Annotated in this window: 25 protein-coding genes; 20 read left to right on the top strand and 5 right to left on the bottom strand. The window is 46.3% G+C overall.

Going from position 1 to position 24,559, the window contains the following annotated elements; all coding sequences use genetic code 11:
* Window positions 1–55: 55 nt before the first annotated feature.
* Window positions 56–283 carry a hypothetical protein gene (locus R3D00_00125; protein ID MEZ4771550.1) on the bottom strand — a complete coding sequence of 76 codons (228 nt, stop codon included), beginning with the start codon at window positions 281–283 and terminating at the stop codon, window positions 56–58.
* A 195-nt stretch (window positions 284–478) separates the two neighbouring features.
* Here R3D00_00125 and R3D00_00120 point away from each other — a divergent pair, with 195 nt between their 5' ends.
* The 6 genes from R3D00_00120 to R3D00_00095 all read left to right on the top strand — a co-directional run bounded on the left by R3D00_00120 (window position 479) and on the right by R3D00_00095 (window position 7,024).
* A complete protein-coding gene (locus R3D00_00120; GenBank protein MEZ4771549.1) occupies window positions 479–1,561 on the top strand; it encodes a trypsin-like peptidase domain-containing protein in 1,083 nt (360 codons plus the stop codon).
* A gap of 80 nt (window positions 1,562–1,641) precedes the next feature.
* Window positions 1,642–3,663 (top strand): excinuclease ABC subunit UvrB, encoded by a 2,022-nt coding sequence (uvrB, locus tag R3D00_00115; protein ID MEZ4771548.1) that lies wholly within the window; start codon window positions 1,642–1,644, stop codon window positions 3,661–3,663.
* 173 nt (window positions 3,664–3,836) lie between these two features.
* Entirely contained in the window at window positions 3,837–4,277 is a 441-nt protein-coding gene (locus tag R3D00_00110) for a hypothetical protein (GenBank protein MEZ4771547.1), read from the top strand.
* A gap of 328 nt (window positions 4,278–4,605) precedes the next feature.
* On the top strand, window positions 4,606–5,115 hold the full coding sequence (locus R3D00_00105; protein MEZ4771546.1) for a YkgJ family cysteine cluster protein: 510 nt from the start codon (window positions 4,606–4,608) through the stop codon (window positions 5,113–5,115).
* Between the two features lie 119 nt (window positions 5,116–5,234).
* Window positions 5,235–5,693, top strand: coding sequence for a hypothetical protein (locus tag R3D00_00100; protein ID MEZ4771545.1), 459 nt, complete (start codon window positions 5,235–5,237; stop codon window positions 5,691–5,693).
* 29 nt (window positions 5,694–5,722) lie between these two features.
* Window positions 5,723–7,024, top strand: coding sequence for a glycosyltransferase (locus tag R3D00_00095; protein ID MEZ4771544.1), 1,302 nt, complete (start codon window positions 5,723–5,725; stop codon window positions 7,022–7,024).
* Here the strand turns inward: R3D00_00095 and R3D00_00090 are convergent.
* A complete protein-coding gene (locus R3D00_00090) occupies window positions 7,018–7,686 on the bottom strand; it encodes a DUF4159 domain-containing protein (protein ID MEZ4771543.1) in 669 nt (222 codons plus the stop codon). The genes R3D00_00095 and R3D00_00090 overlap by 7 nt on opposite strands.
* Before the next feature lie 51 nt (window positions 7,687–7,737).
* Here R3D00_00090 and R3D00_00085 point away from each other — a divergent pair, with 51 nt between their 5' ends.
* From R3D00_00085 to R3D00_00040, 10 genes are all read left to right on the top strand, one after another.
* Window positions 7,738–9,087, top strand: coding sequence for a hypothetical protein (locus R3D00_00085; GenBank protein MEZ4771542.1), 1,350 nt, complete (start codon window positions 7,738–7,740; stop codon window positions 9,085–9,087).
* Window positions 9,088–9,109: 22 nt separating this feature from the next.
* Complete coding sequence (locus R3D00_00080; protein ID MEZ4771541.1) at window positions 9,110–9,769, top strand: DUF2461 domain-containing protein; 660 nt, start codon at window positions 9,110–9,112, stop codon at window positions 9,767–9,769.
* 5 nt (window positions 9,770–9,774) lie between these two features.
* Window positions 9,775–10,401 (top strand): hypothetical protein, encoded by a 627-nt coding sequence (locus R3D00_00075; protein ID MEZ4771540.1) that lies wholly within the window; start codon window positions 9,775–9,777, stop codon window positions 10,399–10,401.
* A gap of 132 nt (window positions 10,402–10,533) precedes the next feature.
* On the top strand, window positions 10,534–11,076 hold the full coding sequence (locus tag R3D00_00070) for a hypothetical protein (protein ID MEZ4771539.1): 543 nt from the start codon (window positions 10,534–10,536) through the stop codon (window positions 11,074–11,076).
* A gap of 9 nt (window positions 11,077–11,085) precedes the next feature.
* On the top strand, window positions 11,086–11,745 hold the full coding sequence (locus R3D00_00065; protein ID MEZ4771538.1) for a hypothetical protein: 660 nt from the start codon (window positions 11,086–11,088) through the stop codon (window positions 11,743–11,745).
* Between the two features lie 45 nt (window positions 11,746–11,790).
* Window positions 11,791–12,579, top strand: a complete 789-nt coding sequence (locus tag R3D00_00060) for a sensor histidine kinase (protein ID MEZ4771537.1) — start codon at window positions 11,791–11,793, stop codon at window positions 12,577–12,579.
* A 67-nt stretch (window positions 12,580–12,646) separates the two neighbouring features.
* Complete coding sequence (locus R3D00_00055; protein MEZ4771536.1) at window positions 12,647–13,321, top strand: response regulator transcription factor; 675 nt, start codon at window positions 12,647–12,649, stop codon at window positions 13,319–13,321.
* 24 nt (window positions 13,322–13,345) lie between these two features.
* Entirely contained in the window at window positions 13,346–13,924 is a 579-nt protein-coding gene (locus R3D00_00050; GenBank protein MEZ4771535.1) for a WG repeat-containing protein, read from the top strand.
* A gap of 318 nt (window positions 13,925–14,242) precedes the next feature.
* Window positions 14,243–16,684, top strand: coding sequence for a tetratricopeptide repeat protein (locus tag R3D00_00045; GenBank protein MEZ4771534.1), 2,442 nt, complete (start codon window positions 14,243–14,245; stop codon window positions 16,682–16,684).
* A gap of 183 nt (window positions 16,685–16,867) precedes the next feature.
* Window positions 16,868–17,842 carry a tetratricopeptide repeat protein gene (locus R3D00_00040; GenBank protein MEZ4771533.1) on the top strand — a complete coding sequence of 325 codons (975 nt, stop codon included), beginning with the start codon at window positions 16,868–16,870 and terminating at the stop codon, window positions 17,840–17,842.
* A gap of 97 nt (window positions 17,843–17,939) precedes the next feature.
* Here R3D00_00040 and R3D00_00035 read toward each other — a convergent pair whose 3' ends face one another.
* Window positions 17,940–19,256 carry an FAD-binding oxidoreductase gene (locus R3D00_00035; GenBank protein ID MEZ4771532.1) on the bottom strand — a complete coding sequence of 439 codons (1,317 nt, stop codon included), beginning with the start codon at window positions 19,254–19,256 and terminating at the stop codon, window positions 17,940–17,942.
* A 145-nt stretch (window positions 19,257–19,401) separates the two neighbouring features.
* Here R3D00_00035 and R3D00_00030 point away from each other — a divergent pair, with 145 nt between their 5' ends.
* On the top strand, window positions 19,402–19,779 hold the full coding sequence (locus tag R3D00_00030; GenBank protein MEZ4771531.1) for a gliding motility-associated C-terminal domain-containing protein: 378 nt from the start codon (window positions 19,402–19,404) through the stop codon (window positions 19,777–19,779).
* A 61-nt stretch (window positions 19,780–19,840) separates the two neighbouring features.
* Here R3D00_00030 and htpG read toward each other — a convergent pair whose 3' ends face one another.
* On the bottom strand, window positions 19,841–21,697 hold the full coding sequence (gene htpG, locus R3D00_00025; protein ID MEZ4771530.1) for a molecular chaperone HtpG: 1,857 nt from the start codon (window positions 21,695–21,697) through the stop codon (window positions 19,841–19,843).
* Window positions 21,698–22,042: 345 nt separating this feature from the next.
* On the opposite strand from htpG, the gene R3D00_00020 reads away from it, so the two are divergent.
* The 3 genes from R3D00_00020 (at window position 22,043) to R3D00_00010 (ending at window position 23,153) form a co-directional block, all read left to right on the top strand.
* Window positions 22,043–22,408, top strand: a complete 366-nt coding sequence (locus R3D00_00020; GenBank protein ID MEZ4771529.1) for a hypothetical protein — start codon at window positions 22,043–22,045, stop codon at window positions 22,406–22,408.
* Between the two features lie 81 nt (window positions 22,409–22,489).
* Complete coding sequence (locus R3D00_00015; protein ID MEZ4771528.1) at window positions 22,490–22,864, top strand: hypothetical protein; 375 nt, start codon at window positions 22,490–22,492, stop codon at window positions 22,862–22,864.
* A gap of 13 nt (window positions 22,865–22,877) precedes the next feature.
* Complete coding sequence (locus tag R3D00_00010) at window positions 22,878–23,153, top strand: hypothetical protein (protein MEZ4771527.1); 276 nt, start codon at window positions 22,878–22,880, stop codon at window positions 23,151–23,153.
* A gap of 96 nt (window positions 23,154–23,249) precedes the next feature.
* On the opposite strand, the gene R3D00_00005 is transcribed toward R3D00_00010, so the two are convergent.
* Window positions 23,250–24,559: putative PEP-binding protein (locus tag R3D00_00005; GenBank protein MEZ4771526.1), on the bottom strand; the 1,310-nt coding region annotated here is incomplete at its 5' end.

Below are 24,559 nucleotides of genomic sequence, written 5' to 3'. Positions count from 1 at the left end.
TTGGGGTGGTTGCCGTAAGGTGTAGGTTGGGAATGGGATGGGAAACGTCCGCCCATTACTCCACTTCCAGTTTACAGTAAACTCCAAGGTTTTCGGCCTCTTCCAAAAACTTCTTTGCCAATGCTACATCGTTGATTTCAACGATAACTTTGTTATCACTTAAAAGAAGATCCACATTCGTTTTAGCCTCTCTGAGCGATTTTCCCAAAATATCCACCTGTAGTTTTACCAGTGCGATTTTTTGCGATCCATTCCGCCAGCTTTTTAATATTACTTTCGCCATTCGATTCTGTCTTTGTTTTTATAATGGAGAAAGGTACGGATTTTTGCAATTATACCACCGAACGCAACCTCCCGCAGAAGTACAATGCCACGCCGTTTTTGTGCAGGGCGATTCCCGCTGACAGACCTCCGTCTGTATTATCAAATTTGAGTTTCGCAAAAGAAATTAGTAAATAGGGCAGCAAATCATCTCTGCATGACTGACCTGCACACTACGCTTGCCAAAGCTGTTTTTAAAATCAATACTTCCTCCGGAAGCGGAACGGGCTTTTACCTGAAGGAAAAAGGGATCATGGTTACCAATTACCATGTGGTAGCGGGCAATAAAGCCGTGGCTATTGAAGACCAGCAGCAAAACCGCTACCTCGCCGATGTGGTTTTCGTCAATCCCGAAGCTGACCTCGCCTTCCTCGTCCCGGAAGTTGCGCTCGATTCTCCCGAACTGGATATCGTATCAGGTACAGACCTCACCAGTGGGAGCAAAGTTTTTGTATTGGGTTTCCCCTTTGGATTGCCTTACACCATTACAGAAGGCATCGTTTCCAACGTGCGCCAGCTCATGGAGGGCCGCCACTACATCCAGACGGATGCGGCAGTCAACCCCGGTAACAGCGGCGGGCCTGTCGTCAACGCCAACGGCGCAATCGTCGGTGTCACTACCGCCAAATTTGCCAATGCCGACAATGTGGGCTTTGCTATCCCGCTCGAAGTCTTGCAGCAGGAACTTACTTCGCTCGAACAAAACCCCGAACGGGTATTCTCCGTCAAATGCCAATCCTGCAAAACACTCATTTTCCAGAAGACGGAATATTGCCCTAACTGCGGTGCCAATATCGACGATACATTATTTGACGAAACCGAACTGACACAGTTTGCAAAATTTGTGGAGGGTTCGCTCAGTGGCCTGAATATGAATCCGATCCTCGCCCGCGCAGGATATGATTTTTGGGTATTCCACCAGGGAAGCTCGCTGATACGGATATTCGTTTTTAACCAGAATTACCTCTACGCCACTTCTCCGCTCAACAGCCTCTCCGGCAATAACCTCGAAGCACTGTACACCTATTTGCTGAGCGATCCGGTTCAACCCTACTCACTGGCGATTTACGAAAACCATATTTACATTTCTTACCGCGTACATATCACCGAAATTTTTTCTTCAAGAGCCGAAGAGATCAAATACAATCTCACCCACATGGCCCTGAAAGCAGATGAAATGGACAATTTTTTTGTGGAAAAATTTGGCTGTGAGATGACCAATTATTCGAAGTTGACGTAAAGGAATGAAATAACTTTTTGTAGCTAAAAATTTTAGCTAATAAGACTTACGATTCGTCATTTCATTTCGTAAATTTGGGTATGTCAGATAAAAAATTCGAACTGGTTGCACCCTACACTCCGGCGGGAGATCAGCCGGCTGCCATTAAGCAGTTGCTGGAGGGTATTGAAAGTGGCGAAAAACATCAGGTCTTGCTTGGCGTTACGGGTTCCGGGAAAACCTTCACTATCGCCAATGTGATCAAGGAGCTTAACCGCCCTACCCTGATCATGAGCCACAACAAGACGCTTGCCGCCCAGCTTTACGGTGAGTTTAAAGAGTTTTTTCCGAATAATCTGGTTGAGTATTTTATCTCTTACTACGATTATTATCAGCCGGAAGCTTATGTGGCTGCTACGAATACTTATATCGAAAAAGATCTTTCCATCAATCAGGATATTGAAAAACTTCGCCTGCGCGCTACGACTTCGCTGTGTATGGACCGGCGGGATGTCATTGTGGTGGCTTCGGTTTCCTGCATTTATGGTATTGGCCGGCCTGAAGATTTTGAGGCGAATATTTTCTATTGCGCGATGGGGCGTGTCATTAGTCAGAATACATTTCTCGACAAACTGGTACGCCTTTTTTACAGCCGTACGCAGACGGTGCTTGAGGCGGGAAAGTTTCGCGTAAAAGGCGATACTGTCGATGTATATCCGCCGTATGATGATTTTGGCGTGCGGTTTATCTTTTTTGGGGATGAAATCGAAAAGATTCAGCGGTTTGAAATCGAGTCGGGAAAACGGGTCGAAGACCTGCGGGACTACACCATGTACCCTGCCAATCTTTTTGTTACCCGTCGGGAGACGGTCAATGAGTCTATTTTTGAAATTCAGAAAGACCTGATGAAGCAGGTCGAATATTTTGAAGCGCAGGGCATGTTTCTGGAAGCCAACCGGCTGAAGGAACGCACGGAGTACGACCTCGAAATGATGCGCGAACTGGGGTATTGTTCGGGGATCGAAAACTATTCCCGCTACCTCTCCCAGCGCGAACCGGGTAGCCGGCCTTATTGCCTGCTGGACTATTTTCCCGACGACTTTCTGGTCATTTTGGACGAAAGTCACGTTACCATTCCCCAGATCAGAGGCATGTATCACGGTGACCGCTCAAGGAAATTTACCCTTGTGGAACATGGATTCCGCCTGCCCTCTGCGCTTGACAACCGCCCGCAGAAATTTGAGGAATTTAATTCGCTCGTCAACCAAATGGTCTATATGAGCGCAACCCCCTCTGACTACGAACTGGAAGTCAGTAATGGAGTTGTTGTGGAGCAAATTGTCAGACCAACCGGTTTGCTCGATCCCCCTTGTGAAATACGTCCATGTAGCAATCAGGTCGATGACCTGCTGGATGAAGTTGACGAAACCGTCAAAAAAGGCAACCGTGTACTGGTTACGACCCTCACCAAACGAATGGCCGAGGAACTGACCAAATACCTCACCGATTTGGGAATTAAATCGCGGTACATCCATTCCGACGTTGATGCGCTTGACAGGGTGGAGATATTAAGACAATTGCGGGAAGGGACATTTGATGTACTGGTGGGAGTCAATCTCCTGAGAGAAGGGCTGGACCTTCCGGAAGTTACACTTGTAGCGATACTGGATGCAGACAAGGAGGGATTTTTGCGTTCCGGCCAATCGCTGATTCAGACTGCCGGTCGCGCAGCAAGGCACTCAGAAGGAAGGGTGATCCTCTATGCAGATAAAATCACCAAATCGATGCAGCGTCTGCTGGATGAAACCGAATACCGCCGGGCCAAACAGATCGCTTACAACGAAGAACACGGCATCACCCCAACGACCATAAAAAGAAGTAATAAAGATATTTTCCAGGACAAGCTGGGCAGCAGAGCCAAAACGTACGAAGAATTTGAAGCGAGAGTGGATATGGCAGCGGAGGCCGTGGCAGAATACCTTTCGGAGGAAGAGTTGAAGAAAAAAATATCCAATATCCGCAAAGAGATGGAAGCCGCTTCAAAGGAACTGAACTTTGTGGAAGCAGCCCGCTTGCGCGACGAGATGTTTGCTTTTCAGGCTTTGCTGAAGGAGCGGAGGTAGAGAAAATATATGGTAAGATACCGTGGTAAAACATGGAATCCGAGCAGGATATGAGTGGACACTCCTACTCAGTATGACAATACTCATGGTTATTTCAAGGATTACATTGGACAATCTCCCCTTAAAAGTTCGAATTTCAGACCCCTTCAAATCAACTTAAACAGCCAACGGCAATGAATCATTTAAAATACTACCTTATCTCTCTGGGTATGTTTTTGATTTTTGGAATCATCCAGATTATAAAAATTTGGAATAAACACGAAAAAGCAAATGCCTACTATTCAAGCTTAAATCTGGAGTTTGGGGGAATCGTAATGGATAAAAGGTTAATTACATCACGTTATGCATTAGTGGAAGTTGTTTTGAAAAATTCCTCTGTCAAAGAATATGATCCCAGAGGAATCGAGGATGTCTATTTTTGTGTGATAAAAGATAGCTTGGCTGAGATAATTGCGCATCCTTATCAGATTGAAAAGGGAGACTCTCTCGTCTATTCGGGAGTAGCTAACCAAATTCAAATTTTTAGAGAACACAGCTTGGTGGCTCAATTGCATCCTCATTCGGCAGATATATCAGGTTTGTATCAAAAAGCCCGAAAAATGCACAAACTGTAGTTTTTCTATTTGAGAAGTTTCAATGAAATATATGGAGGATGTTGAATATTTTTGGAGCACTTCGTGGACGGCAATACCTCCAACACCGATTATCTTGTAGCCTGCCCTGAGCGATCGTCGAAGGGACAACCCCGGCAACCTCAAACAAGACCTCAACAAGGGCATTTCTTCGATTGCTTACAACCACCTGAATAAGCCGACCCTCATCACGTTTCCCAATAGAAAAAAACTCAGTACATTTATGCCTGCCTGAGACTCTCCCATTTTTGTGTCGAAGGGATGCCGGGACATTTTCAACGAAAAATCAGAAGTGTGAACATAAAACCTCATGAAAGAACCCGATCAGGAAACGGAAATTGATTCTATTCTGCAAACGGCCAAAGACAAACGCAAAAAAACGCAGGATTTTCTCCGCCGCCTCCGCCGGCAAAATCCGCCTAACCTTGATTCGATTGTCCATCCGATTCACGATGAGGTTTTTGCCGAAACCGACTGCCTCCAATGCGCCAACTGCTGCAAAACTACCAGCCCCATTTTTACTGACCGCGACATTGACCGGATCGCCCGGTCTATGCGGATGAACCCCTCCCAGTTTGTCGAAGAATATCTGCATATCGATGAGGACAATGACTATGTGCTCAACGTCGCGCCCTGCCCCTTTCTGGGGTATGACAATTATTGCAGCATTTACGATGAAAGACCTAAAGCCTGCCGCGAATATCCCCACACCAACCAGAAAAAATTTCACCAGGTGCTGCGCCTTACCGAAAAAAATGCCGAAATCTGCCCGGCTACCTTCCGGATTGTGGAAAAATTGCGTGAATTGCTGGACAGATAATACGCGAATCGATACTAAAAATCTGAAAAAACCGTATATTACTGAACAAATCAGCGCTTTTTCTTACACCAGTATTACCAACCTCAGTGTTGGCTGAGATTATTTATTCTGGAAAGCTCATGAATCGTTATCCCCTGTTTGTGTTGTTTTTTCTGGCTTTTTCTCTGTCTGCCCATGGTCAGATGATGTTTGATGTGTATCATGTGGATACGCTTTCAGCAAAAAAGTCCTGCTATCTCCCGTTTATTTACTTCGAATCTAACACGACGGCCATTCTGGATGAATCCAAAACGGATCTCCGGTACCTGGCTTATGTACTCAGGTCTAATCCCGGGATGAAACTCAGCCTTCGGGCTGACGGTGCGACCTCGCGGTTTGACAAAAACCGCAAGTTTATCAACCAGACCCGCGTGGAAATTATTTCCGAAGCTCTGCAAAGACTTTACGGAATAGACGGAAACCGATTCATAAAGGAGGATTTTGAAGCCTGGGTTTGGGCGTACTCCGGGCGCTCGCGCGGGCAGGATGATGCAACACTGGAAAACCGCCGCGTCATCTGTAATTGTGTGTGGGAATAATTCCTACTTTTGTCTCACACAAAAGGTGAATGAAAAAAGTTCTGCTAATCACATACTACTGGCCGCCCAGCGGCGGAGCAGGCGTACAGCGTGTATTGAAACTTGTAAAATATTTTCGCGATTTCGGATGGGAACCGGTAGTATTTGCGCCGGAGAATCCCGCTTACCCGATCATCGATGAATCACTGCTCGCCGACGTTCCGCAAGGACAGGAAGTACTGCGCGAACCGGTATGGGAACCTTACGAACTTTATAAAACCTTCACCGGCCAGGGAAAAAAAGAAAGAGTGTACTCAGGGTTTCTCTCAGAGGATAAAAAACCCTCATTCACACAAAAATTGTCTGTCTGGATCAGAGGTAATTTTTTTATTCCCGATGCCCGCCGTTTCTGGATCAAACCTTCGGTCAAACGGCTGACGGAATACCTGAAAACCCATCCTGTAGATGTCATCCTTTCCAGCGGCCCGCCACATACCGTTCATCTGATTGCGAAAGGCGTGAAAGAAAATACAGGGATTCCCTGGGTGGCTGATTTCCGCGATCCGTGGACAAATATTGATTTTTACGACCAGCTTATGCTCACCCGTTGGGCAGATCGGCAACACCACAAAATGGAAAAATCGGTAGTGACAACTGCCGACCAACTGGTAACCGTAAGCTGGGTATGGGCAAAAGAGTTTGAAGTGATCGGCGCAAAGTCAGTGAATGTCATTACCAATGGCTTTGACCACGAAGATCTTTCGGTTTCTCCGCTGCCTGCACTGGAAGAAAAATTTGTCTGTTCACATATCGGCTACCTCAACCGCGACCGAAATAACGCAGCTTTATGGCAGGCTTTCGGAGAAATCTGTAAAGAAGTCCCTTCTGTAAAAAATGACCTCGTACTTCGTTTTATCGGAAAAACCGATGCCATCACCTTTGCCCAGCTCGCGCAAAATGATCTGATGGACAACGTCGAAAAAATCGATTATCTGCCTCACAATGAGGTGCTAAAATATACACGGAATACACAGTTATTATTGCTGCTGGTCAATAATGTCCCCAATGTCATGGGACATATTCCGGGAAAAACCTACGAATACATCGGCTCAAGAAGGCCGGTTCTTGCGATCGGGCCCGAGGATGCAGATTTTGCGCGGGTAATACGCGAGACCAATTCCGGCGAAGTATGCGGATTTGACGATCTCGAAAAAATGAAACGGGTGATATTCCAGTATTACCGGCGATATAAAAAAGGCGAACTCCGCAACCCCGAAGGTCCGGTGGAACGATTTACCCGGCGCGAAGCGACAAGGCAAATGGCAACGGTATTAGACAAACTGACTCAGTGATCCACTGCGTAAAGCACAACATTGGTGCCCATCTGTAATGCCTGCTGGCGCAATGGCTCCGGGTCGTTGTGTACACTCTGATCTTCCCAACCGTCTCCAAGATCGGTTTCGTAGGTATAATAACAAACAATTCGTCCCTCATAGATCAGTGCCATACCCTGTGGGGGTTTATTGTCGTGTTCGTGGATTTTGGGAAGGCCTTTGGGAAATACAAAATGTGTCCGGTAGATTTCGTGGTTATAAGGCAAATCGACAAATTCAAGCTCCGGGAAAACTTTTTTCATCTCTTTGCGGATGTATTTGTCAATCCCGTAGTTGTCATCGATATGCAGAAATCCACCGGAAATCAAATACGCCCGTAGGTTTTTGACTTCCGCGTCGGAAAAGGAAACATTTCCATGGCCGGTGAGATATACATAAGGATATTGAAAAATCTGCGAACCGCCAGGCTCCACTACCTCTTCCATCGGGAAAATTTTGGTATTGGTATTTTGGTTGATATACTCAATCAGATTGGGCAAAGAGGTCGGATTGGAATACCAGTCGCCGCCGCCCTCGTATTTGAGTTTGCCGATTTTAAAGTTGTATCTTTCGGTCCCCTGGCTGTAAATCGTGGAAAACCAGAAGGTAAATGGCAGTAAAATCAGAAGTATTTTTTTCATACCTAAATATACGCAATCTTTCGGATTATGTGATTCTGAACTCATTCCTACATGAAACGCAAAATGTATCAAAAAGGTCCCTCAGCGTTTTTTGCCAGACATTATCTGTATGTGATGGTGGGGCTGGTTGCTGTGGAAACCGCATTGTTGACTTTCTGGCGGCGGGAACTGGGTTTGTATTTTGGGCCCATTGCGCTGGTGATTCTGGCTTTTCTGATTTCGTTTTATCCGCTCTGGAAAAATCATTTTCACAGAGACGAGCGGCCTTCTGTAAATGTATTTTCACCCGGAAATAAGCGATGGATTGTCTGGGGAATATTTGTTGCGGGAATAGCGACTCTGATTCCGCTGTATCATCATATTCTGCAAACCTATCCGATTGATATTGACAAGTCGGATATTATCCCCACCATTCAGGTATGTGTCAGGCGATTTCTGAATGGTGAGCCTGTGTACGCAGAAATTACGGAGTTTCCCTACGCGCATTATCCCAATTATTTTCCTTTCAAATGGCTCCCTTTTGTCATCCCCGAAATTCTGGGTATTGACTATCGTTGGCTGCCGCTGGGAGTGGTTTCCCTCGGGCTTGCGTGTTATCAAAGGAATCTTATCCGGCGAAATCATCCCCTGGGTTTGCTGATTTTACTGGCAGTTGCCCCCTACCTGATTTTATTATACTACCACCTCCATATGCCCTGGAATATTGCCTATACGGTAGAATTGCTGGATTTGGGTTATTACCTGATGTTGTTTGTTTTTCTCGCAGAAGGAAAGGTCATTTTGTCGGGGTTGAGTATAGTTGTTGTCTTACTTTCCCGACTTTCTATTGTTTTCTGGTTGCCGTTTTATCTATTGGGGGTATTTATAAAGGAAAATAAAAAATATGCGGTTTCGCTTGCTGTGATCATTGGCGGTGGGTTATTGATATTTTTTGTAATCCCCTTTTTATCTCACGATTGGCAGGCAATTCAAAAGGGAGAGGAAGCGTATATGAGTGCCGCGAAGGCGTCCTGGTATTTGAGTGAGGCAGACCGTGAAAGTGGGAAAATAGTCCCTCACGTCATGCGCGATCAGGTGGGGATTGCGAGTTATATGTTTTTGTATGCAAAGGGTGAAATTGCAGGTAAAATCCGTCTTATTCAGAAAATACATTTATCTGTTTCGCTAGGGACCGCCATTCTGATTGGCGTTATTTATCTATTACCCGTAGTGAGGATTCCGCCCCGGTATTATTTTCTTTTCACTTTAAAAATATATCTGGGCATATTTTATGCCTTCATTCAGGTTCCTTTTTTCTATTTATTTATTACTCCTTTGTTTTTATCGTTATTTTTATTGCAGGAAATGAACATGGACCGATGGAACGCAGCAGCCGATGGGGGTTCTCCCCTGCAACAGTGATTTTTACTTTAAATTTATACCTATGATTGATCCATCCACCTTAGCGTTTCTCTCCGAACTCAAAGAAAATAACCATAAAGAATGGTTTGATGCCAACCGCGACCGCTATCAACATGCCCGTGAAAATCTCATCACACAGGTTGATCAGGTGCTGGAAGGAATTGTTGAGTTTGATCACAGTGTGGAAGGCCTTGAAGCCAAAAAATGTCTGTTTCGGATCAACCGTGACATTCGTTTTTCCAAAAACAAAAGCCCTTACAAAACCAATATGGGCGCCTTTATGACTAAAGGCGGTAAGCAGTCCTATTACGCGGGTTATTATATTCATCTGGAGCCGGGTGCTTGTTTTGTGGGCGGCGGTTGTTATCAGCCACCGGCACCGGAGTTGAAAAAAATCCGTGCATATATTGAAATTTCGGCAGCGGAGTTGCGGGAAATAACGTCTGATAAGAAGTTTGTGGAAACATTTGGCAGTTTGCAGGGCGAAGAGCTGAAATCTGCTCCGGCGGGATATGATAAACAACATCCCGATATTGATCTGATCCGCAGAAAAGACTTCTTTGTGGGAAAACAGCTCGAAGATAGCCTGGTGATGAGTGAAAATTTTACAGAGGCCCTGCTGGATATTTTTGAAACAATGTATCCGCTAAACCAGTATCTCAACGACGCCATTGATCATTAATGTTTATGAAAATCCAAACCATTTTTCTGCTGTTTGTCTGTTATGCTTCGACCGTATCTGCGCAGGATTTGATTGTGAAAACCACAAACGAGGAAATTTCAGCCCGGGTACTGGAAATACAGAAGCAGAAGGTATTGTTCAGAGAGTTTGACAACCCGGATAGCGAAACGCAAAGTTTGGCTAAGCGCGAGATTCTGGTGATTGAGTATGAGGGGGGAATGAAGCAATACTTTCAGATAGAAAACGGAGAAGTGTATTTGCCGCCGGTTTCTGACGGTGATATGCAATCCGCTTCACCGGCAGATATGTATTATCAGGGGGTAGCAGATGCCGAAATGTATTACCACAAGCCAGGCCCTTTGTGGGGAACTTTTGGCGCTACGGCTTTTTATCCGCTGGGCGGTATATTTACAGGTGTGATTACCGGCGGCATTATCGCTGCCATACCCCCCGATATAAACCCATCGATAGTTCCCAACCCCGATAAATTTCATTCGAGTCTGGACTACCGCGATGGATTTATACGGGAAGCGCATAAGATCAAACTCCGCAATACCGCCAAGGGTTTTGGTTTGGGCATGGCTGTTCAGGCATTGTGGATTACGGTCATTATTGCAGTGGTAAATAATTAGGCGGTAATAAGTAAAAATGCCTGTTTATACAGGTGTTTTTACCTGTTTTTGTATAGTTCGATTGTTTCCTTTTTACATAGATACTATCTTGTTGGAAGGTTCGGATTGTTTAACCTTTCAAAAAGTTGTACTATGAAAAATATACGCCGATTTGGCCTCTTGGCCACATTTTTAATCACAGTCTTTCTTGTTACAAACTGTGCCCAGCAGCCCGGGCAGCTTCCGGTTTCCAAATCTGACGGGGGAAATATCCAGTCTTGTCCTCCCGGTTCTGCCTCTTCAGGGCCATGCAAGGATATCATTGACCAGATCTCTTCATACGATGAGGAGATATCCCGCTTGAGAACAACAACCAGTCCTGATGATTCTATTGCTACGGAGATGTTTACCTTACGAGGGTATCGGTTTAGCCTCGATGAGATGGGGGCAATGGTTGATTCGGCCAGAGCCAAAGGAGACTCTTCCATTTATCTGATGTTTGCAATCAACAAGGATCCTCAATCAGTCCAACATCGGAGGGATATGGACTCTCCGATTAAATATCTGGATGTATATCTGCAAATCAAGGGAAAGGATGGCGCAGTTCTCGTCACCAGCCATGCAGAGCCATACATACTTGACGATTATGCCGATTTTCCAAGACCCTGCCCTCCTTCTTGCCCGGGCCAGGAATAATCAATAGACATGCTTACCGATATACTGGCCTGGATTACCAATTTAGGCTTACTGTTTCTGATCTCAAGTGTCATTCTCTGGGGGTTCTATTATCGTAGAATCCCCAGAGCTATTCAGCTATTGGGCTATTACCTCGCATCCAATCTACTGATTCAGGTAGTAGCAGGCTATTTATGGGAAAAAAGCCTGAACAACCTCCCACTCCTCCATCTCAATACCCTGCTGGAATTTATATTTTTCTCGCTTTTCTTCAGGGAGGTGTATATCGATATGCGTTTCTTTAAAAAATATTTCAATATAATATTGGAGGGGATGACCCTTTTCCTTGTCTATAATGCAATTTTTTGGGAACCATTATCTGATCTCAACAGCAACGCCTCATCGCTGACGCATGGTTTTCTGATTGGATATGTTATCCTCTATTTTTTTGATGCATTCGGACGTGTGGATTTTTCCAAAAAGGAAGAGCAGGCAATTAGTTTTATTTGTTTTGCGGTTTTGCTTTGTTATGCCGGTAGTTTATTTATCTTTATGTTCAGTCAATTTATCACAAAAGAAAGCCTGGAAGGTTACCGGCTTTTCTGGATTGTGAATGGTTGTCTTACGTCTATTTTTCAGATGATTGTTCTTATTGCTATTTCAAAAATCATATTTCAACGGAATAAATAACCAGTCGAAATACCTGCCTACAGGGAATAAAACCTGCCGGAATATATGGAATCCCCCAATGAGCTTCTCCTACTTGTCGCTGTCGGCGTCGGCATGATGCTGATACTTGCCGTTACCTTTGTGCTGTTTTTTAGTTTCTCACAAAATAAACTTCGTCAGGAACAGATAAAAGCCCAGCAGACGAAACTGGAATATCAGGAAAAACTCCTGCACAGCACCCTCCGGACGCAGGAAGAAGAGCGCAAGCGGATTGCGAAGGATTTACACGATGAGGTAGGGTCCAAGTTGAATGTGATTCATCTCTTTATGCATCAGATCGCAAAAAAAGCGCCTGATGTACGGGCAAATATTGATGAGGTCGCCGAAGTCCTCAACGATACCATTAACACCTCCCGCCGAATTTCTCACGATCTACTCCCCCCTACGCTGGAGAGTTTTGGGCTGGCTTCCGCCATTGAGGAGTTTTGCGACCGGTTTCGGCAGTCTCATACACTGAGTGTAAATTTTGAATCTGAAGGTACTCGCCCGGAAAACATTCCTCAAATGACAGAACTAAATCTGTTTCGTATCCTGCAGGAACTCCTGAGCAATACCCTCAAATATGCTCAGGCAAGCGAAATCAATATCCACCTCATCCAAAGCCCGGAAAAACTTTTACTGGAATATCGCGACAACGGGCGCGGATTTGATGAGAAGGCCATGGAAAACCAGAAAGGTCTGGGAATGAAAAATGTAGAAAGCCGTTTACAAATGATCGGCGGAACCTGGCATCTGCAAACGGCTTTGGGGGAGGGGGTAAAAGTCAGGGTCGAAGTGAAACTAAGCCCGGGATAATGGTATTATTGTTGATTCCTTATGAATTAGCTATTTTAGCTGCAAGTCCATACGAACCCCTGTCGATATGATACAAATAGCACTTGCTGATGATGAAACCCTTTTCCGCAAAGGGATGCGAATACTTATTGAGAGTTTTGATGGAATGAAAATTATTCTGGAAGCAGGCAATGGGAAAGAATTGCTGGCACAATTGGCGACTTTGAATTCTCTGCCTGATATATTGCTGCTTGATCTGAATATGCCTGAGATGAACGGCGTGGAAACAGCAAAAGCTCTTAGTCATCGGTATCCGGAGATCAGAATCATTGTGCTTTCATCCTTCTTTACGAAGGCATTTATCCTCAATATGATCGAGATTGGGGCTTCGGGATATCTGCCCAAAAACAGTATGCCCGAAGCAGTAGAAACCGCTATCAGGGAAGTTTATTCAAAAGGTTTTGCCTATAATGACAAGGTGCTCGAAGTCATGCGGGATAGTATGGTGAAAAGATCAAAGCCGAAAATTTCGTTTACTGCAGATTTGTCGGAAAGGGAAAAAGAGGTGCTTCAATTGATCTGTGAACAATACACTGCCGCAGAAATTGCGGATAAATTATTCATCAGCATACGCACCGTAGATGGTCATCGCAACAATCTTTTGCAAAAACTCAACTGCCGCAATACTGCCGGGTTGGTCGTGTGTGCCATACAAAATGAACTGGTGGATATTTCTCCCAATACCTTTTTGGAAGGTAAGTAAAAACGCTGTTTGTAAAATCCTTCAATGGTAAAAATAAAATTTCTACTCCTGATAGCCCCGTTCTTTCTTCTGTTTGCAGCACCGGGAAATAGCTTTGCCCAGCGTGATTCGTCTGAGCTGACCTGGTTTTTCCGCGACTATAAATGGGGTATGGCAGATCAGACCGGCCGGGAAGTCGTTCCGCCCATATATGACTATATCTCCATGTTGGCAAATGGCCTGACCCGGGTGAATATTGGCAGCATCTATAAAGAAGAGATCGGCGTTGTCGGCGGCAAATGGGGCCTGATAGATGACTATGGGCGCGTAGTCCTTACACCAAAGTATGAATATCTGGAGGTTTTTGTTTACGGACTTGCCCGTGTAAACAAAGGCGGCGTATATGATGAAGAAGACATGTTGACGGGTGGCAAATGGGGCATGATCACCACCTCGGGGAAGGTAGTAATCCCAGCCAAATATGCCTATGTGGAGAACCCCACCCCAACCGGCCTGGTCCGCGTGAACATCGGCGGAACCTATGATTATTTCGGCAACGTCACCGGCGGCAGATGGAAAAATAAAGACGTGAGTCGATTTTTGAGGGGGGAGGGCAGCAGGTAGCTGTTTCTATTAATCCAAAACAGTACCACTCCAAATAAAAAAGGGGTGGGCATAAAAACTATTTCTATCCCTTGAAAACCTTCGGTTTTGAGACATAAAAAATCTGTGGATTTTGAGAATTAAATTTTGGTAGAGCGCTTATTATCAGGGCATTCTATATAAGATATTTAAATGAAACCCCGGGAGGAATCCAATGCCTGGGACTACCCGCTCCTGGCAAGTCCGGGATTGTTAATTCGGGGGAAATTTCTACCTTGAGTGTCTACTCAATTTTAGCAGTAATACGTTAGGATATATTTCTCCCAAAACCTCTATCTGATGAATTCAACGCCTGTCGTCTTTTTGGCCTTTGCCAATGACTTGCATCATCCCCATCGTTTCCTTGAGGCCCTGGAGCCTGAAAAGCTGGGGATTCAGGAATCTTTGGGAAACTTCTTTGCTGAGGGGGGAATTGTGTACGCGGCTCCCTCTTCCCATCCCGAATGGATGATGGAAGATCTCATCCACTTTCACGAGGATCTGGCTATTTTTCATTTTTCCGGCCATGCCAATGGAACCCGACTTCAGTTGGAAGACTCATCCGATGAAGCGGCATCTTTGCATAGGGAACGACTCAGGGATTTGTTAAAAAATGCGCCTAAACTTCAGCTCGTGGTGCTGAATGCCTGCGCTACAGCGGGTCAGATTCAGGTGCTAAAGGACATAGGCATTCCTGCGGTGATTGCCACGCATTATCCGATAGATGATGATCTGGCTCACAAATTTGGAATCCGTTTGTATCAGGGAATAGGCAAAGGGTTGGCCCTGGGAGATGCTTTTGATAAGGCCCTCGCTGTAGTAGATCCCGCCAACAAGCTTGGGACAAACTACCGTGCCACCTTCAAATGGGGTGACCAGGGATATGATTTCTCTCTTAATCCATGGGCTTTATTTGTATCTCATCCGGAAATCCGGCAGTGGCGCTTGCCTGTACCGCAAGGAGGGGCGATAGACCTAAGTAGTCAGGTTCCCCGGGCGTTGAAACGCAGCGAGTTTGTAGGCCGGGAACAAGACCTTCGTACGCTGATGCATTTGCTCCAAAGAGAGTCTTCGGTATTGCTCTTAAATGGACTCGGAGGAATCGGAAAAACGACCCTGGCCAAGGAATATGTGTACCGACACCAGAATGAATACCGACATATTGCCTGGGTAAACGTTCTTCAGGATCCCAATATTTCTGATCCGACTTCCGGATCGGCTTACTCATCCATAGCCAATAACACCAGCTTATTTGCCAAGTTGGGACTTGCCTTCGATACGGAAATGTCTGAGAAGGACCGGTTTGAGCTGGTGGTGGCAGAAATGAATAAACAGGAAGGCCCCAATCTCCTGGTGATCGACAATGTAGGTGCATCGATCTTAGACATTCATGATGCGCTTCCCAAAGCCCCACGTTGGAAAATTCTCACAACTTCTCGCTTAGAACTGGCCCCTTTTTCCACCCACTACCTGGACGAACTCTCCCTGGAAGAAGCAGAAAGGCTCTTTACAACGTTGTATCCCGAAGGGAAAAATTGCTCTCAGGATGTACAGGATCTCCTCACGCATATTGGTTGCCACACCTTAACGATTGAACTACTGGCCAGGCTCTGTATGGAATATCCTTCCCTCAGTCCCGCCGGGATACTACAACGGCTCAGTGACAAACAGTTTGAACAACTCTCTCAATCGGTTTGGTCCCACCATAGCAAGCGGGAAATCGCGGTATATAGCTATTTGATGGGGGCTTTCTCCCTTTCTTTACTTACAGAAGATGAGCAGCAGCAACTAATCCAATGGGCGGTACTTCCCTCGGTGTTTGTGGACTGGGAAACGATGCTCCAACTATTTAATATAGATCCTGATAAGAAGGATGATTTTGAAAAAGCCTTGCGTGGGTTATGGAAAAAAGGATGGATCACGCGGGAGAAGGAAACTGGGAGGTATCGCTGCCACCAAATGATTCAGGAGCTTATCCGGTATAAGTTTTCTCCGGATGAGGAGAACTGTAGGGACATCATCAAGGGAGTAAGCAGCATCTTATCTATAGATCAAAGCAAAGACAATCCCATCGAAAAATTTCCCCTGGTTGTGTACGGGGAAGCCCTCTTATCTCATATTCAAACCTATGGGAAAGAGGTAAATGTATTAAAGAACAACCTGGCTTTAGTCTATAAGGCTCTGGGGCGGTATGATGCCGCTGCCGCCCTCCTGGAATCGGCCCTGGCATCGGATCGCAAGCACTTTGGGGAGGCGCATCCGACTGTGGCCATAAGTAGCTCCAACCTGGCTTTAGTCTATCAGGATCTGGGGCGGTATGATGCCGCTGCCACCCTCCTGGAATCGGCCCTGGCATCGGATCGCAAGCACTTTGGGGAGGAACATCCGACTGTGGCCATAAGTAGCTCCAACCTGGCGTTAGTCTATCAGGATCAGGGGCGGTATGAGGTCGCTGCCGCCCTCCTGGAATCGGCCCTGGCATCGGATCGCAAGCACTTTGGGGAGGCGCATCCGACTGTGGCCATAAGGAGCTCCAACCTGGCTTTAGTCTATCAGGATCTGGGGCGGTATGGGCTGCCGCCTGAACGCCATCGATCCAAGCACTTTGGAGCATCCGAATGGCCAGCTCAACCTGGCTACCGTCATCAGACGGGGCGAGGCCGCTGCCACCCTCCTGGAATCGGCCCTGGCATCGGCTCGCAAGCACTTTGGGGAGGCGCATCCGACTGTGGCCAGAAGTAGCTCCAACCTGGCTTTAGTCTATAAGGCTCTGGGGCGGTATGAGGCCGCTGCCGCCCTCCTGGAATCGGCCCTGGCATCGGATCGCAAGCACTTTGGGAGGCGCATCCGACTGTGGCCGAAGGAGCTCCAACCTGGCTTTAGTCTATAAGGCTCTGGGCGTAGAGGCGCTGCCGCCCTCCTGGAATCGGCCTGGCATCGGCTCGCAAGCACTTTGGGGAGGCGCATCCGACTGTGGCCAGAAGTAGCTCCAACCTGGCTTTAGTCTATAAGGCTCTGGGGCGGTATGAGGCCGCTGCCGCCCTCCTGGAATCGGCCCTGGCATCGGATCGCAAGCACTTTGGGGAGGCGCATCCGACTGTGGCCAGAAGGAGCTCCAACCTGGCTTTAGTCTATAAGGCTCTGGGGCGGTATGAGGCCGCTGCCGCCCTCCTGGAATCGGCCCTGGCATCGGCTCGCAAGCACTTTGGGGAGGCGCATCCGAATGTGGCCATAAGTAGCTCCAACCTGGCTTTAGTCTATCAGGCTCTGGGGCGGTATGAGGCCGCTGCCGCCCTCTTGGAATCGGCCCTGGCATCGGATCGCAAGCACTTTGGGGAGGCGCATCCGAATGTGGCCATAAGTAGCTCCAACCTGGCTGTAGTCTATCAGGATCTGGGGCGGTATGAGGCCGCTGCCGCCCTCCTGGAAGCGGCCCTGGCATCGGATCGCAAGCACTTTGGGGAGGCGCATCCGACTGTGGCCATAAGGAGCTCCAACCTGGCTTTAGTCTATCAGGATCTGGGGCGGTATGAGGCCGCTGCCGCCCTCCTGGAAGCGGCCCTGGCATCGGATCGCAAGCACTTTGGGGAGGAACATCCGACTGTGGCCATAAGGAGCTCCAACCTGGCTACCGTCTATCAGGATCTGGGGCGGTATGAGGCCGCTGCCGCCCTCCTGGAATCGGCCCTGGCATCGGATCGCAAGCACTTTGGGGAGGCGCATCCGAATGTGGCCAGAAGTAGCTCCAACCTGGCTACCGTCTATTTAGATCTGGGCAGAATAGAAGAAGCCCGACAATTGTTTTCTTCTGCTTATATAGTCTTTTTAAATGTGCTTGGAGTCGGTCATCCTAATACTGTCACAGTAAAAAAATGGCTGGATAGGATAAGTGACTCCTAAGCCAGTACCTCAGATATACCAGGGTTCCTTTACCCTCTTTCATCAGAACCATGCTGAGAAGAATTTTCAATTGATAGGCTTTAATCTCAGTCTCGTCCTAAACCCCCAACCTCTCCGACTGCAACGACCTTACTCTCCCCTCCGGGTCGAGTGCGCGCACAATGCGGCGAAACTCCGGCAGGGCCGGATAGGTTTTTGCAAATACCTCAGCGGGCATACGCACGTCTTTGGTGAGGTATATCCGTCCGCCAAAATCCATTACAATCTGGTCGAGCCGGTCGAGGAAGGGAAACAGCCGCTGCTCAATCGGGAAGTCCAGCGTCAAAGTATATCCTTCCATCGGAAAGGAAATCAGCCCTTCGCTGTTGCCCAGCAGTTTTAATACGGCGAGAAATGATCCCATACCTGCCTGCCGCAAGGTGTCGAGGATGAGTTTTATACCTTTTTCGCCTGCGGCTTTGGGAATGACCAACTGGTACTGGGTAAATCCTCTTTTCCCGTAAATGCGGTTCCAGTGGTGAATGGCGTCAAGTGGATAAAAGAAGGTGTCGTAGTCGGTGATGATTCTCCGCTCTTTGCGCAGTTGTTTGTGGTAATACAGGGTGTTGAACGCCTGGATCGAAAACCGGTTGAGCACAAATCCGGGGAAATCGAATGGCACGGTGAGTTTCAACTTTTTGGGAATGGACAAAGGGGTCTTTTCCCAGGCTGTGCCTGTGACTTCTGCCTGGCTGGCGTGTTCTCCTTTCATCATGATGCTCCGCCCTACCCTTTTTCCTCCGGAGAGGCAGTCTATCCACGCCATCGAGTAGGTGTCCGCTTCAAAGCGGTCAAACATGCCGAGAATTTCCTCCAGATTGGCGGCTTTCACCGAGTCCATCCGTATGGCGGAGGTTTCGATGCGCTTTAGCTGAATGGTAAGCCGGAGGATCATCCCGGTCAGCCCCATGCCGCCTGCCGTGGCATAGAAAATATCTGCATTTTGCTGTCGGGAACAGGTGATGATCCTGCCGTCATGCAACAAAAGATCGAAGGAAGATATGTAACGGGAAATGGAGCCCTCGCGATGGTGGTTTTTGCCGTGAACATCAGAAGCGAGTGCACCGCCCATGGAGACAAACTTGGTTCCGGGTGTGACGGGCGGAAACCAGCCCTTTGGGACAAAGGTTTCCAGAATGTCTTCATACGTAACGCCGGACTCGCACGTGAGGATTCCCGCCTCCGGATCGAAGGCCAGAAAACGATTCATTTTCAGGCTGGAAAACATCGTTTCCCCCAGCGAAGAATCTCCGTAACACCTGCCCATTCCGCGGGTTATCCAGTGACTTTCCACCGGTTTCATCCCCTCACGGAATGAAATCAGCGGGCCTTCTGCCACAGGATATTTACCCCAATTGGTTGTAGTTTTTTTCACACAGGCAAAGGTAAAAAATCTCTATTCATTAATGGTTACAAATGGTTCATTCATGCGGGATTTTTCCCCGTTCAGCGGGGTTATATAAGAATGATATTAAGCATACATTATATTTGTGTTATCGCTTTTCACCAAAACAAAAACGATGAACAAATTAGTAGTGACTCTGCTATTCGTTCTTTGCTCCCTAAATTCCTATACCATCCTTTCCCAGCCGGCAACGCCTGGAGAAGACCACGGCTCCTGTCTCACCTATATTCCAAGGGCGATTTCCCCCAATGGAGACGGGATCAATGATTATTTTACAGTTCAGCTGCAATGCGAACTGAAGGACTACACCTTGCAGATTTTCGATGAAGCGAGCCATCTCCTTCACGAAAGCAAAGAAATTGAAAAGGGTTGGGACGGTTCCTTTAACGGAGACCCTGTACCCGAAGGGCATTATTCTTACACGATATCCTTTGAAGCCGCTGGTTCGGGATCGAAAGAAACCATTCACGGCGAATTTATCGTGGTGCGCTAAACTTCCCTGACATCCTTACATTAAGGCAAAAACCCCGACTGGAAGGCCGGGGTTTCTTTTTTTATTTTTGCAGCATTTCGACGCTGCGTTTGATGAAGTCTGTAAGTTCTCTTCCTTCAAGCATATTTTGCGAGAGCAAAGCGAGATCGAGCAGTTGTTTTGCCATGCCCGAATCTTCTTCTGCGTCGGCAATGCTCTGTACCAGCGGGTGCTGGGTATTTACCACTACATTTACCGAGTCTGGCATTTCTCCAAAATAACTCATACCGCCTCCGCCTACAGCCGCCATTTCTTTCATCCTCCGCATAAACTCGGGGCGGGTGATCAACACCGGCAGTTGTGTTGTTCCCAGCCGATCAGTAACAATGTTCAGTCCTTGTTTTCCGGAAACGGCTTTTTCAAAACTTTCTTTGATTTTTTTCTCTTCATCCTCGGAAAGCATGCGATCGGTAGCTTTCTTTTTGCCCTTTTTGGGTTTTTCTTCTGCTGAATCTGCGACTTCCTTTGGAATCAGTTTTTCCAGTGTGTCGGAATCCACTCTGACCCAGCGGGTTTTCTCAAACTTGCGCTCAAGTTGCTGGATAAAATGAGCGTCGATGACACCATTCATATGCAGTATGTCGTATCCTTTTTCCTCTGCCGCGTGGATAAACATATCTTGAATGCGTTTGTCCGTAGCGTAGAGATATACGAGATTTCCGTCTTTGTCTGTCTGTTTGGGCGAAATTTTGTCTTTGTATTCTGACAGAGAATAAAGGTTGCCATTTACATTTTCCAGCAGGCAGAACTTGTCAGCTTTTTCGTAGAATTTGTCGTCGGTGATCATCCCGTATTTGACAAATACAGAGATATCGCGCCATTTTTCTTCGAATTTACCCCGGTCTTCTTTATAGATTTCGTGCAATTTGTCTGCTACTTTCCGGGTGATATAGCTGCTGATTTGTTTTACGCTGGAATCTCCCTGCAAATAGCTCCGGGAAACGTTGAGCGGAATATCGGGCGAGTCGATAACCCCCTGCAGCAACATCAGATAATCGGGAACAATCTGGCTTACCTCATCGGTGATAAATACCTGACGGGAATACAGTTGAATATTGTTTTTTCTCGGATCAATATCCTGACGAATTTTAGGAAAATAGAGAACCCCGGTCAGGTTAAAAGGATAATCCACATTCAGATGAATCCAGAACAATGGCTCTTCAGCATAGGGGTAAAGTTCGCGGAAGAAATCCTGGTAGTCTTTATCTTCGAGGTCGGAAGGAGCTTTTTTCCAAAGGGGATGCGGATTGTTGATGACCGAATCTTCAAATTCAATCTCAATCGGGAGGAATTTGCAAAACCGGTCGAGGATATTGCTGATGCGGGCTGTTTCGAGGTATTCTTCTTCGCCTTCTGCGATGTGAAGGATGACATCGGTTCCGCGTGTTTCTCTTTCTCCGGAGTCAAGCGTGAACTCTGTGGTGCCATCGCATACCCAGCGTACAGCTTCTGCCCCGTCCTGCCATGATCTGGAAACCACTTCAACCTGAGCGGCTACCATAAAAGCCGAATAAAAACCGAGGCCAAACCGGCCGATGATATCTTCTTTCTCTTTGGCGTCCTGAAATTTTTTCAAAAATTCTTCCGCTCCGGAGAAAGCTACCTGATTGAGGTATTTTTTTACTTCATCACCAGTCATCCCAAGGCCGGCGTCGCTTACCGTCAGGGTTTTTGCTTCTTTGTCCAGTTTTACTTTGATCTTCAGATCCCCCAGTTCGCCCTGAAATTCTCCTTTGGTGGAGAGAAACTTCAGTTTTTGGGTAGCATCAACAGCATTGGATATAAGTTCACGCAAAAAAATCTCCTGTTCGGAGTACAGCGATTTTTTGATGATGGGGAAAATGTTTTCGGTACTGACGGATATATTGCCTCTTTCCATAAATCTAAACGATGTATAAGTTTGTAATAATCAGTTCACAGAACTGATTGCAAATTTAATACCTCCGGCATTTTTATGACAAAGTGGCAGGGTGGATTAATAATTAACTGATAAAAAGTAGGAGTTTTATTCACCGTGTCAGTTGATTTTATTTCATATTTCGTATATTAGATGATAGATATGCTTATTGGGTTCTCGTCAGATTTTTTAACCTTAAATTAAAGATTATGAAAAACCCACTTTTTTCATCTCATTCCATTCTCCTCAGTATCGTCTTTATTGCATTTTCATGTAGTGTTGACAATGTTGCCCCCCCCCATTTTGCATGATATTGCAAAATCGGACGTGAGTGCTGACCGTTTGATCAAAGATTCCGGGTTCCTTCAAGTAATGGATAAGCTAAGTTTTTCAATATATCAAGGCGTGCCACTGGAGGAAAGTGAAATCATTTCTGAAATTGAAGTATTAAGATTGAAATATTCATTTGATCAGATGAATGCTGAACAGATTACCAGATTAATAGAAAGCACAGATGGATTTCAAAGAATCAATGGGCGATATTCATTGGGAAATAATGCGGAGGACATAAATGCTTGTGAAGTAGCTTGTGCAGCTGGTTATTTGGCTTGCCTTCTTATTGGAGCAGAATATTGTTATGATATTTACCAGAGTTGTTTACTAGTGTGCCGGTCAATTGAACCCACTCTATAAAGGATTTTAGAGAATAGAACTCAATAAGCATATTTCTTTCAAACTTAACATTTTACAATAATGATAGCTTTTGATATATTCATGAACGACAATTTTTTGTATCGGGTAAGAATACTAAAAAAATGTTTTCTTCTGATTAATCTGAATCACTACCCGAGTGAAGAAATCGGGAATATTTCAATTTTAGGCAAAGAAATCAATGAGGATATAATGGTTCCGCTCACTTCAGGTATATTGTCCCAGCAGGAAATAGGCTTAAATCTTGTTCAGCAAATCATGCGAGATGGTATGCTGAAATGGCCAGATATTCAGATCGCTGGTTCTGTAAAAATTGATATTCTGATTGTGGACGGAGATAACGGAACTCAAACAACTGCTTCACCCGAAAAAGTTTTGTTAAGTTCTCCTAATTTCCTGAAAGAAGTTTCAAATATGTTTTTTCCCGGTGCTAATTGAAAAATCTATCAAAATGAAAAGTGCAAAAGTGTATTTAAATAGAGAAGTGATATATAAATCTGATAATTTATCAGAGCGAAAATTTACATTCACTGTAGAAGTGAATCCATTATCTCCTGAAAACAAAACTAATAATTTTGCGCAAACTATCCGATTACGGGCAAATAGTTTACCCATTCCATTGGATATTACTAATGAAGAAATGCAAAGAATAGCAAAAAAAGAGTCGCAAAATGGTATAGTAAACATTTTGAAAGTAGGAGACATCGTTACACTTTTGATTGAATAAAATTTAAGTAAGGCACGAGGGACACAAAGAAATCAGAATCCTTTGTGTCCCTCGTGCCTTATTCGCGTACTTTATGTTATCCTAATGATATCGTGATCAGACTACTGCCTTTACCTTTTCTGCTTTGATAGCAGCCTGTGCTGCGGCCAGCCTTGCAATGGGCACCCGGTAAGGGGAACAACTGACATAGGAAAGACCGATATTTTCACACAATTCGATAGATTTGGGGTCGCCGCCGTGTTCTCCGCAAATACCGATTCGGAGATGTTCTTTTGTTTCCCGCCCTTTTTTCACCGCTTCTGCGATGAGATAACCAACGCCATATTCGTCAAGAGACTGGAACGGGTCAGCGCGAAGAATGCCGGTTTTCAGATAAAATGGAAGGAACTCTCCGATATCATCGCGTGAAAATCCGAAGGTCATTTGCGTAAGGTCATTGGTACCGAAGGAGAAGAAATCTGCATGTTCGGCGATTTTATCGGCGACGATGGCTGCGCGTGGCGTTTCGATCATCGTACCGACGAGGTAATTGACGGTTTCGCCTCTTTCTGCGAATACAGTTTTTGCTACCCGGTGAATGATTTCAGCCTGCATGTCGATTTCGCGACCTGTGGTTACGAGCGGAACCATGATTTCGGGAATCACTTTTATGCCTTTAGCCTGGATATTCAGCGCGGCTTCGATAATGGCACGCGATTGCATTTCGGTGATTTCGGGGAAAAGATTTCCCAGTCGGCATCCGCGAAGTCCCAGCATCGGGTTGAGTTCGGAAAGTGCCTCTACTTTATCCTTAATTTTTTCAAAGGGAATGCCCATATCTTTTGCCACTTCCCGCTGATTTTCTTCTTCATGAGGAAGGAATTCGTGGAGCGGTGGGTCCAGGAGGCGAATGGTAATCGGCAGCCCGTTCATAGCTTCGAATAATCCTTCGAAATCGCCCCGCTGAATAGGCAGGAGTTGCCGGAGGGCTTCCTGTCGCCCTTTGAGATCATCGGCGAGAATCATCTCGCGGATGAGCATAATCCGGTCTTCCTGGAAAAACATATGTTCTGTGCGGCAGAGACCAATACCCTGCGCGCCAAAACTGCGGGCAACCTGTGCGTCGTGTGGGGTATCGGCATTGGCCCAGACACCCATGCGGGAATATTTTTCGGCGATAGTAATCAGCGTACCCAGATCTCCGCTTAGTTCGGGTTTTTTGGTGCGGATTTGGCCGTTATAGACATGACCCGCGGTACCATTGATGGAAATCCAGTCGCCTTCTTTGAGTACCTGATTGCCGATCGTGAGCGTGCGGTCTTTATAGCTAATGTGCAATTCGCCTGCGCCGGAGACACAGCATTTGCCCATACCGCGGGCAACTACCGCTGCGTGAGAAGTCATACCACCATGAGTGGTGAGAATGC

It is taken from the genome of Bacteroidia bacterium (assembly GCA_041391665.1).
GTDB lineage: Bacteria > Bacteroidota > Bacteroidia > J057 > J057 > JAGQVA01.
The sequence above is the reverse complement of the archived record's forward strand: the minus strand, read 5'-3'. Positions and strand labels throughout refer to the sequence as shown.

What these genes read in the sequence shown, in the direction of transcription:
- R3D00_00015 (MEZ4771528.1), top strand. Translation starts at nt 22,490, where the DNA reads ATGAACGACAATTTTTTGTATCGGGTAAGAATACTAAAAAAATGTTTT.
- R3D00_00060 (MEZ4771537.1), top strand. Translation starts at nt 11,791, where the DNA reads ATGGAATCCCCCAATGAGCTTCTCCTACTTGTCGCTGTCGGCGTCGGC.
- htpG (MEZ4771530.1), bottom strand. Translation starts at nt 21,697, where the DNA reads ATGGAAAGAGGCAATATATCCGTCAGTACCGAAAACATTTTCCCCATC.
- R3D00_00045 (MEZ4771534.1), top strand. Translation starts at nt 14,243, where the DNA reads ATGAATTCAACGCCTGTCGTCTTTTTGGCCTTTGCCAATGACTTGCAT.
- R3D00_00050 (MEZ4771535.1), top strand. Translation starts at nt 13,346, where the DNA reads ATGGTAAAAATAAAATTTCTACTCCTGATAGCCCCGTTCTTTCTTCTG.
- R3D00_00120 (MEZ4771549.1), top strand. Translation starts at nt 479, where the DNA reads ATGACTGACCTGCACACTACGCTTGCCAAAGCTGTTTTTAAAATCAAT.
- R3D00_00030 (MEZ4771531.1), top strand. Translation starts at nt 19,402, where the DNA reads ATGAACAAATTAGTAGTGACTCTGCTATTCGTTCTTTGCTCCCTAAAT.
- R3D00_00010 (MEZ4771527.1), top strand. Translation starts at nt 22,878, where the DNA reads ATGAAAAGTGCAAAAGTGTATTTAAATAGAGAAGTGATATATAAATCT.
- R3D00_00110 (MEZ4771547.1), top strand. Translation starts at nt 3,837, where the DNA reads ATGAATCATTTAAAATACTACCTTATCTCTCTGGGTATGTTTTTGATT.
- R3D00_00105 (MEZ4771546.1), top strand. Translation starts at nt 4,606, where the DNA reads ATGAAAGAACCCGATCAGGAAACGGAAATTGATTCTATTCTGCAAACG.
- uvrB (MEZ4771548.1), top strand. Translation starts at nt 1,642, where the DNA reads ATGTCAGATAAAAAATTCGAACTGGTTGCACCCTACACTCCGGCGGGA.
- R3D00_00090 (MEZ4771543.1), bottom strand. Translation starts at nt 7,686, where the DNA reads ATGAAAAAAATACTTCTGATTTTACTGCCATTTACCTTCTGGTTTTCC.
- R3D00_00080 (MEZ4771541.1), top strand. Translation starts at nt 9,110, where the DNA reads ATGATTGATCCATCCACCTTAGCGTTTCTCTCCGAACTCAAAGAAAAT.
- R3D00_00065 (MEZ4771538.1), top strand. Translation starts at nt 11,086, where the DNA reads ATGCTTACCGATATACTGGCCTGGATTACCAATTTAGGCTTACTGTTT.
- R3D00_00125 (MEZ4771550.1), bottom strand. Translation starts at nt 283, where the DNA reads ATGGCGAAAGTAATATTAAAAAGCTGGCGGAATGGATCGCAAAAAATC.
- R3D00_00100 (MEZ4771545.1), top strand. Translation starts at nt 5,235, where the DNA reads ATGAATCGTTATCCCCTGTTTGTGTTGTTTTTTCTGGCTTTTTCTCTG.
- R3D00_00075 (MEZ4771540.1), top strand. Translation starts at nt 9,775, where the DNA reads ATGAAAATCCAAACCATTTTTCTGCTGTTTGTCTGTTATGCTTCGACC.
- R3D00_00085 (MEZ4771542.1), top strand. Translation starts at nt 7,738, where the DNA reads ATGAAACGCAAAATGTATCAAAAAGGTCCCTCAGCGTTTTTTGCCAGA.
- R3D00_00095 (MEZ4771544.1), top strand. Translation starts at nt 5,723, where the DNA reads ATGAAAAAAGTTCTGCTAATCACATACTACTGGCCGCCCAGCGGCGGA.
- R3D00_00055 (MEZ4771536.1), top strand. Translation starts at nt 12,647, where the DNA reads ATGATACAAATAGCACTTGCTGATGATGAAACCCTTTTCCGCAAAGGG.
- R3D00_00070 (MEZ4771539.1), top strand. Translation starts at nt 10,534, where the DNA reads ATGAAAAATATACGCCGATTTGGCCTCTTGGCCACATTTTTAATCACA.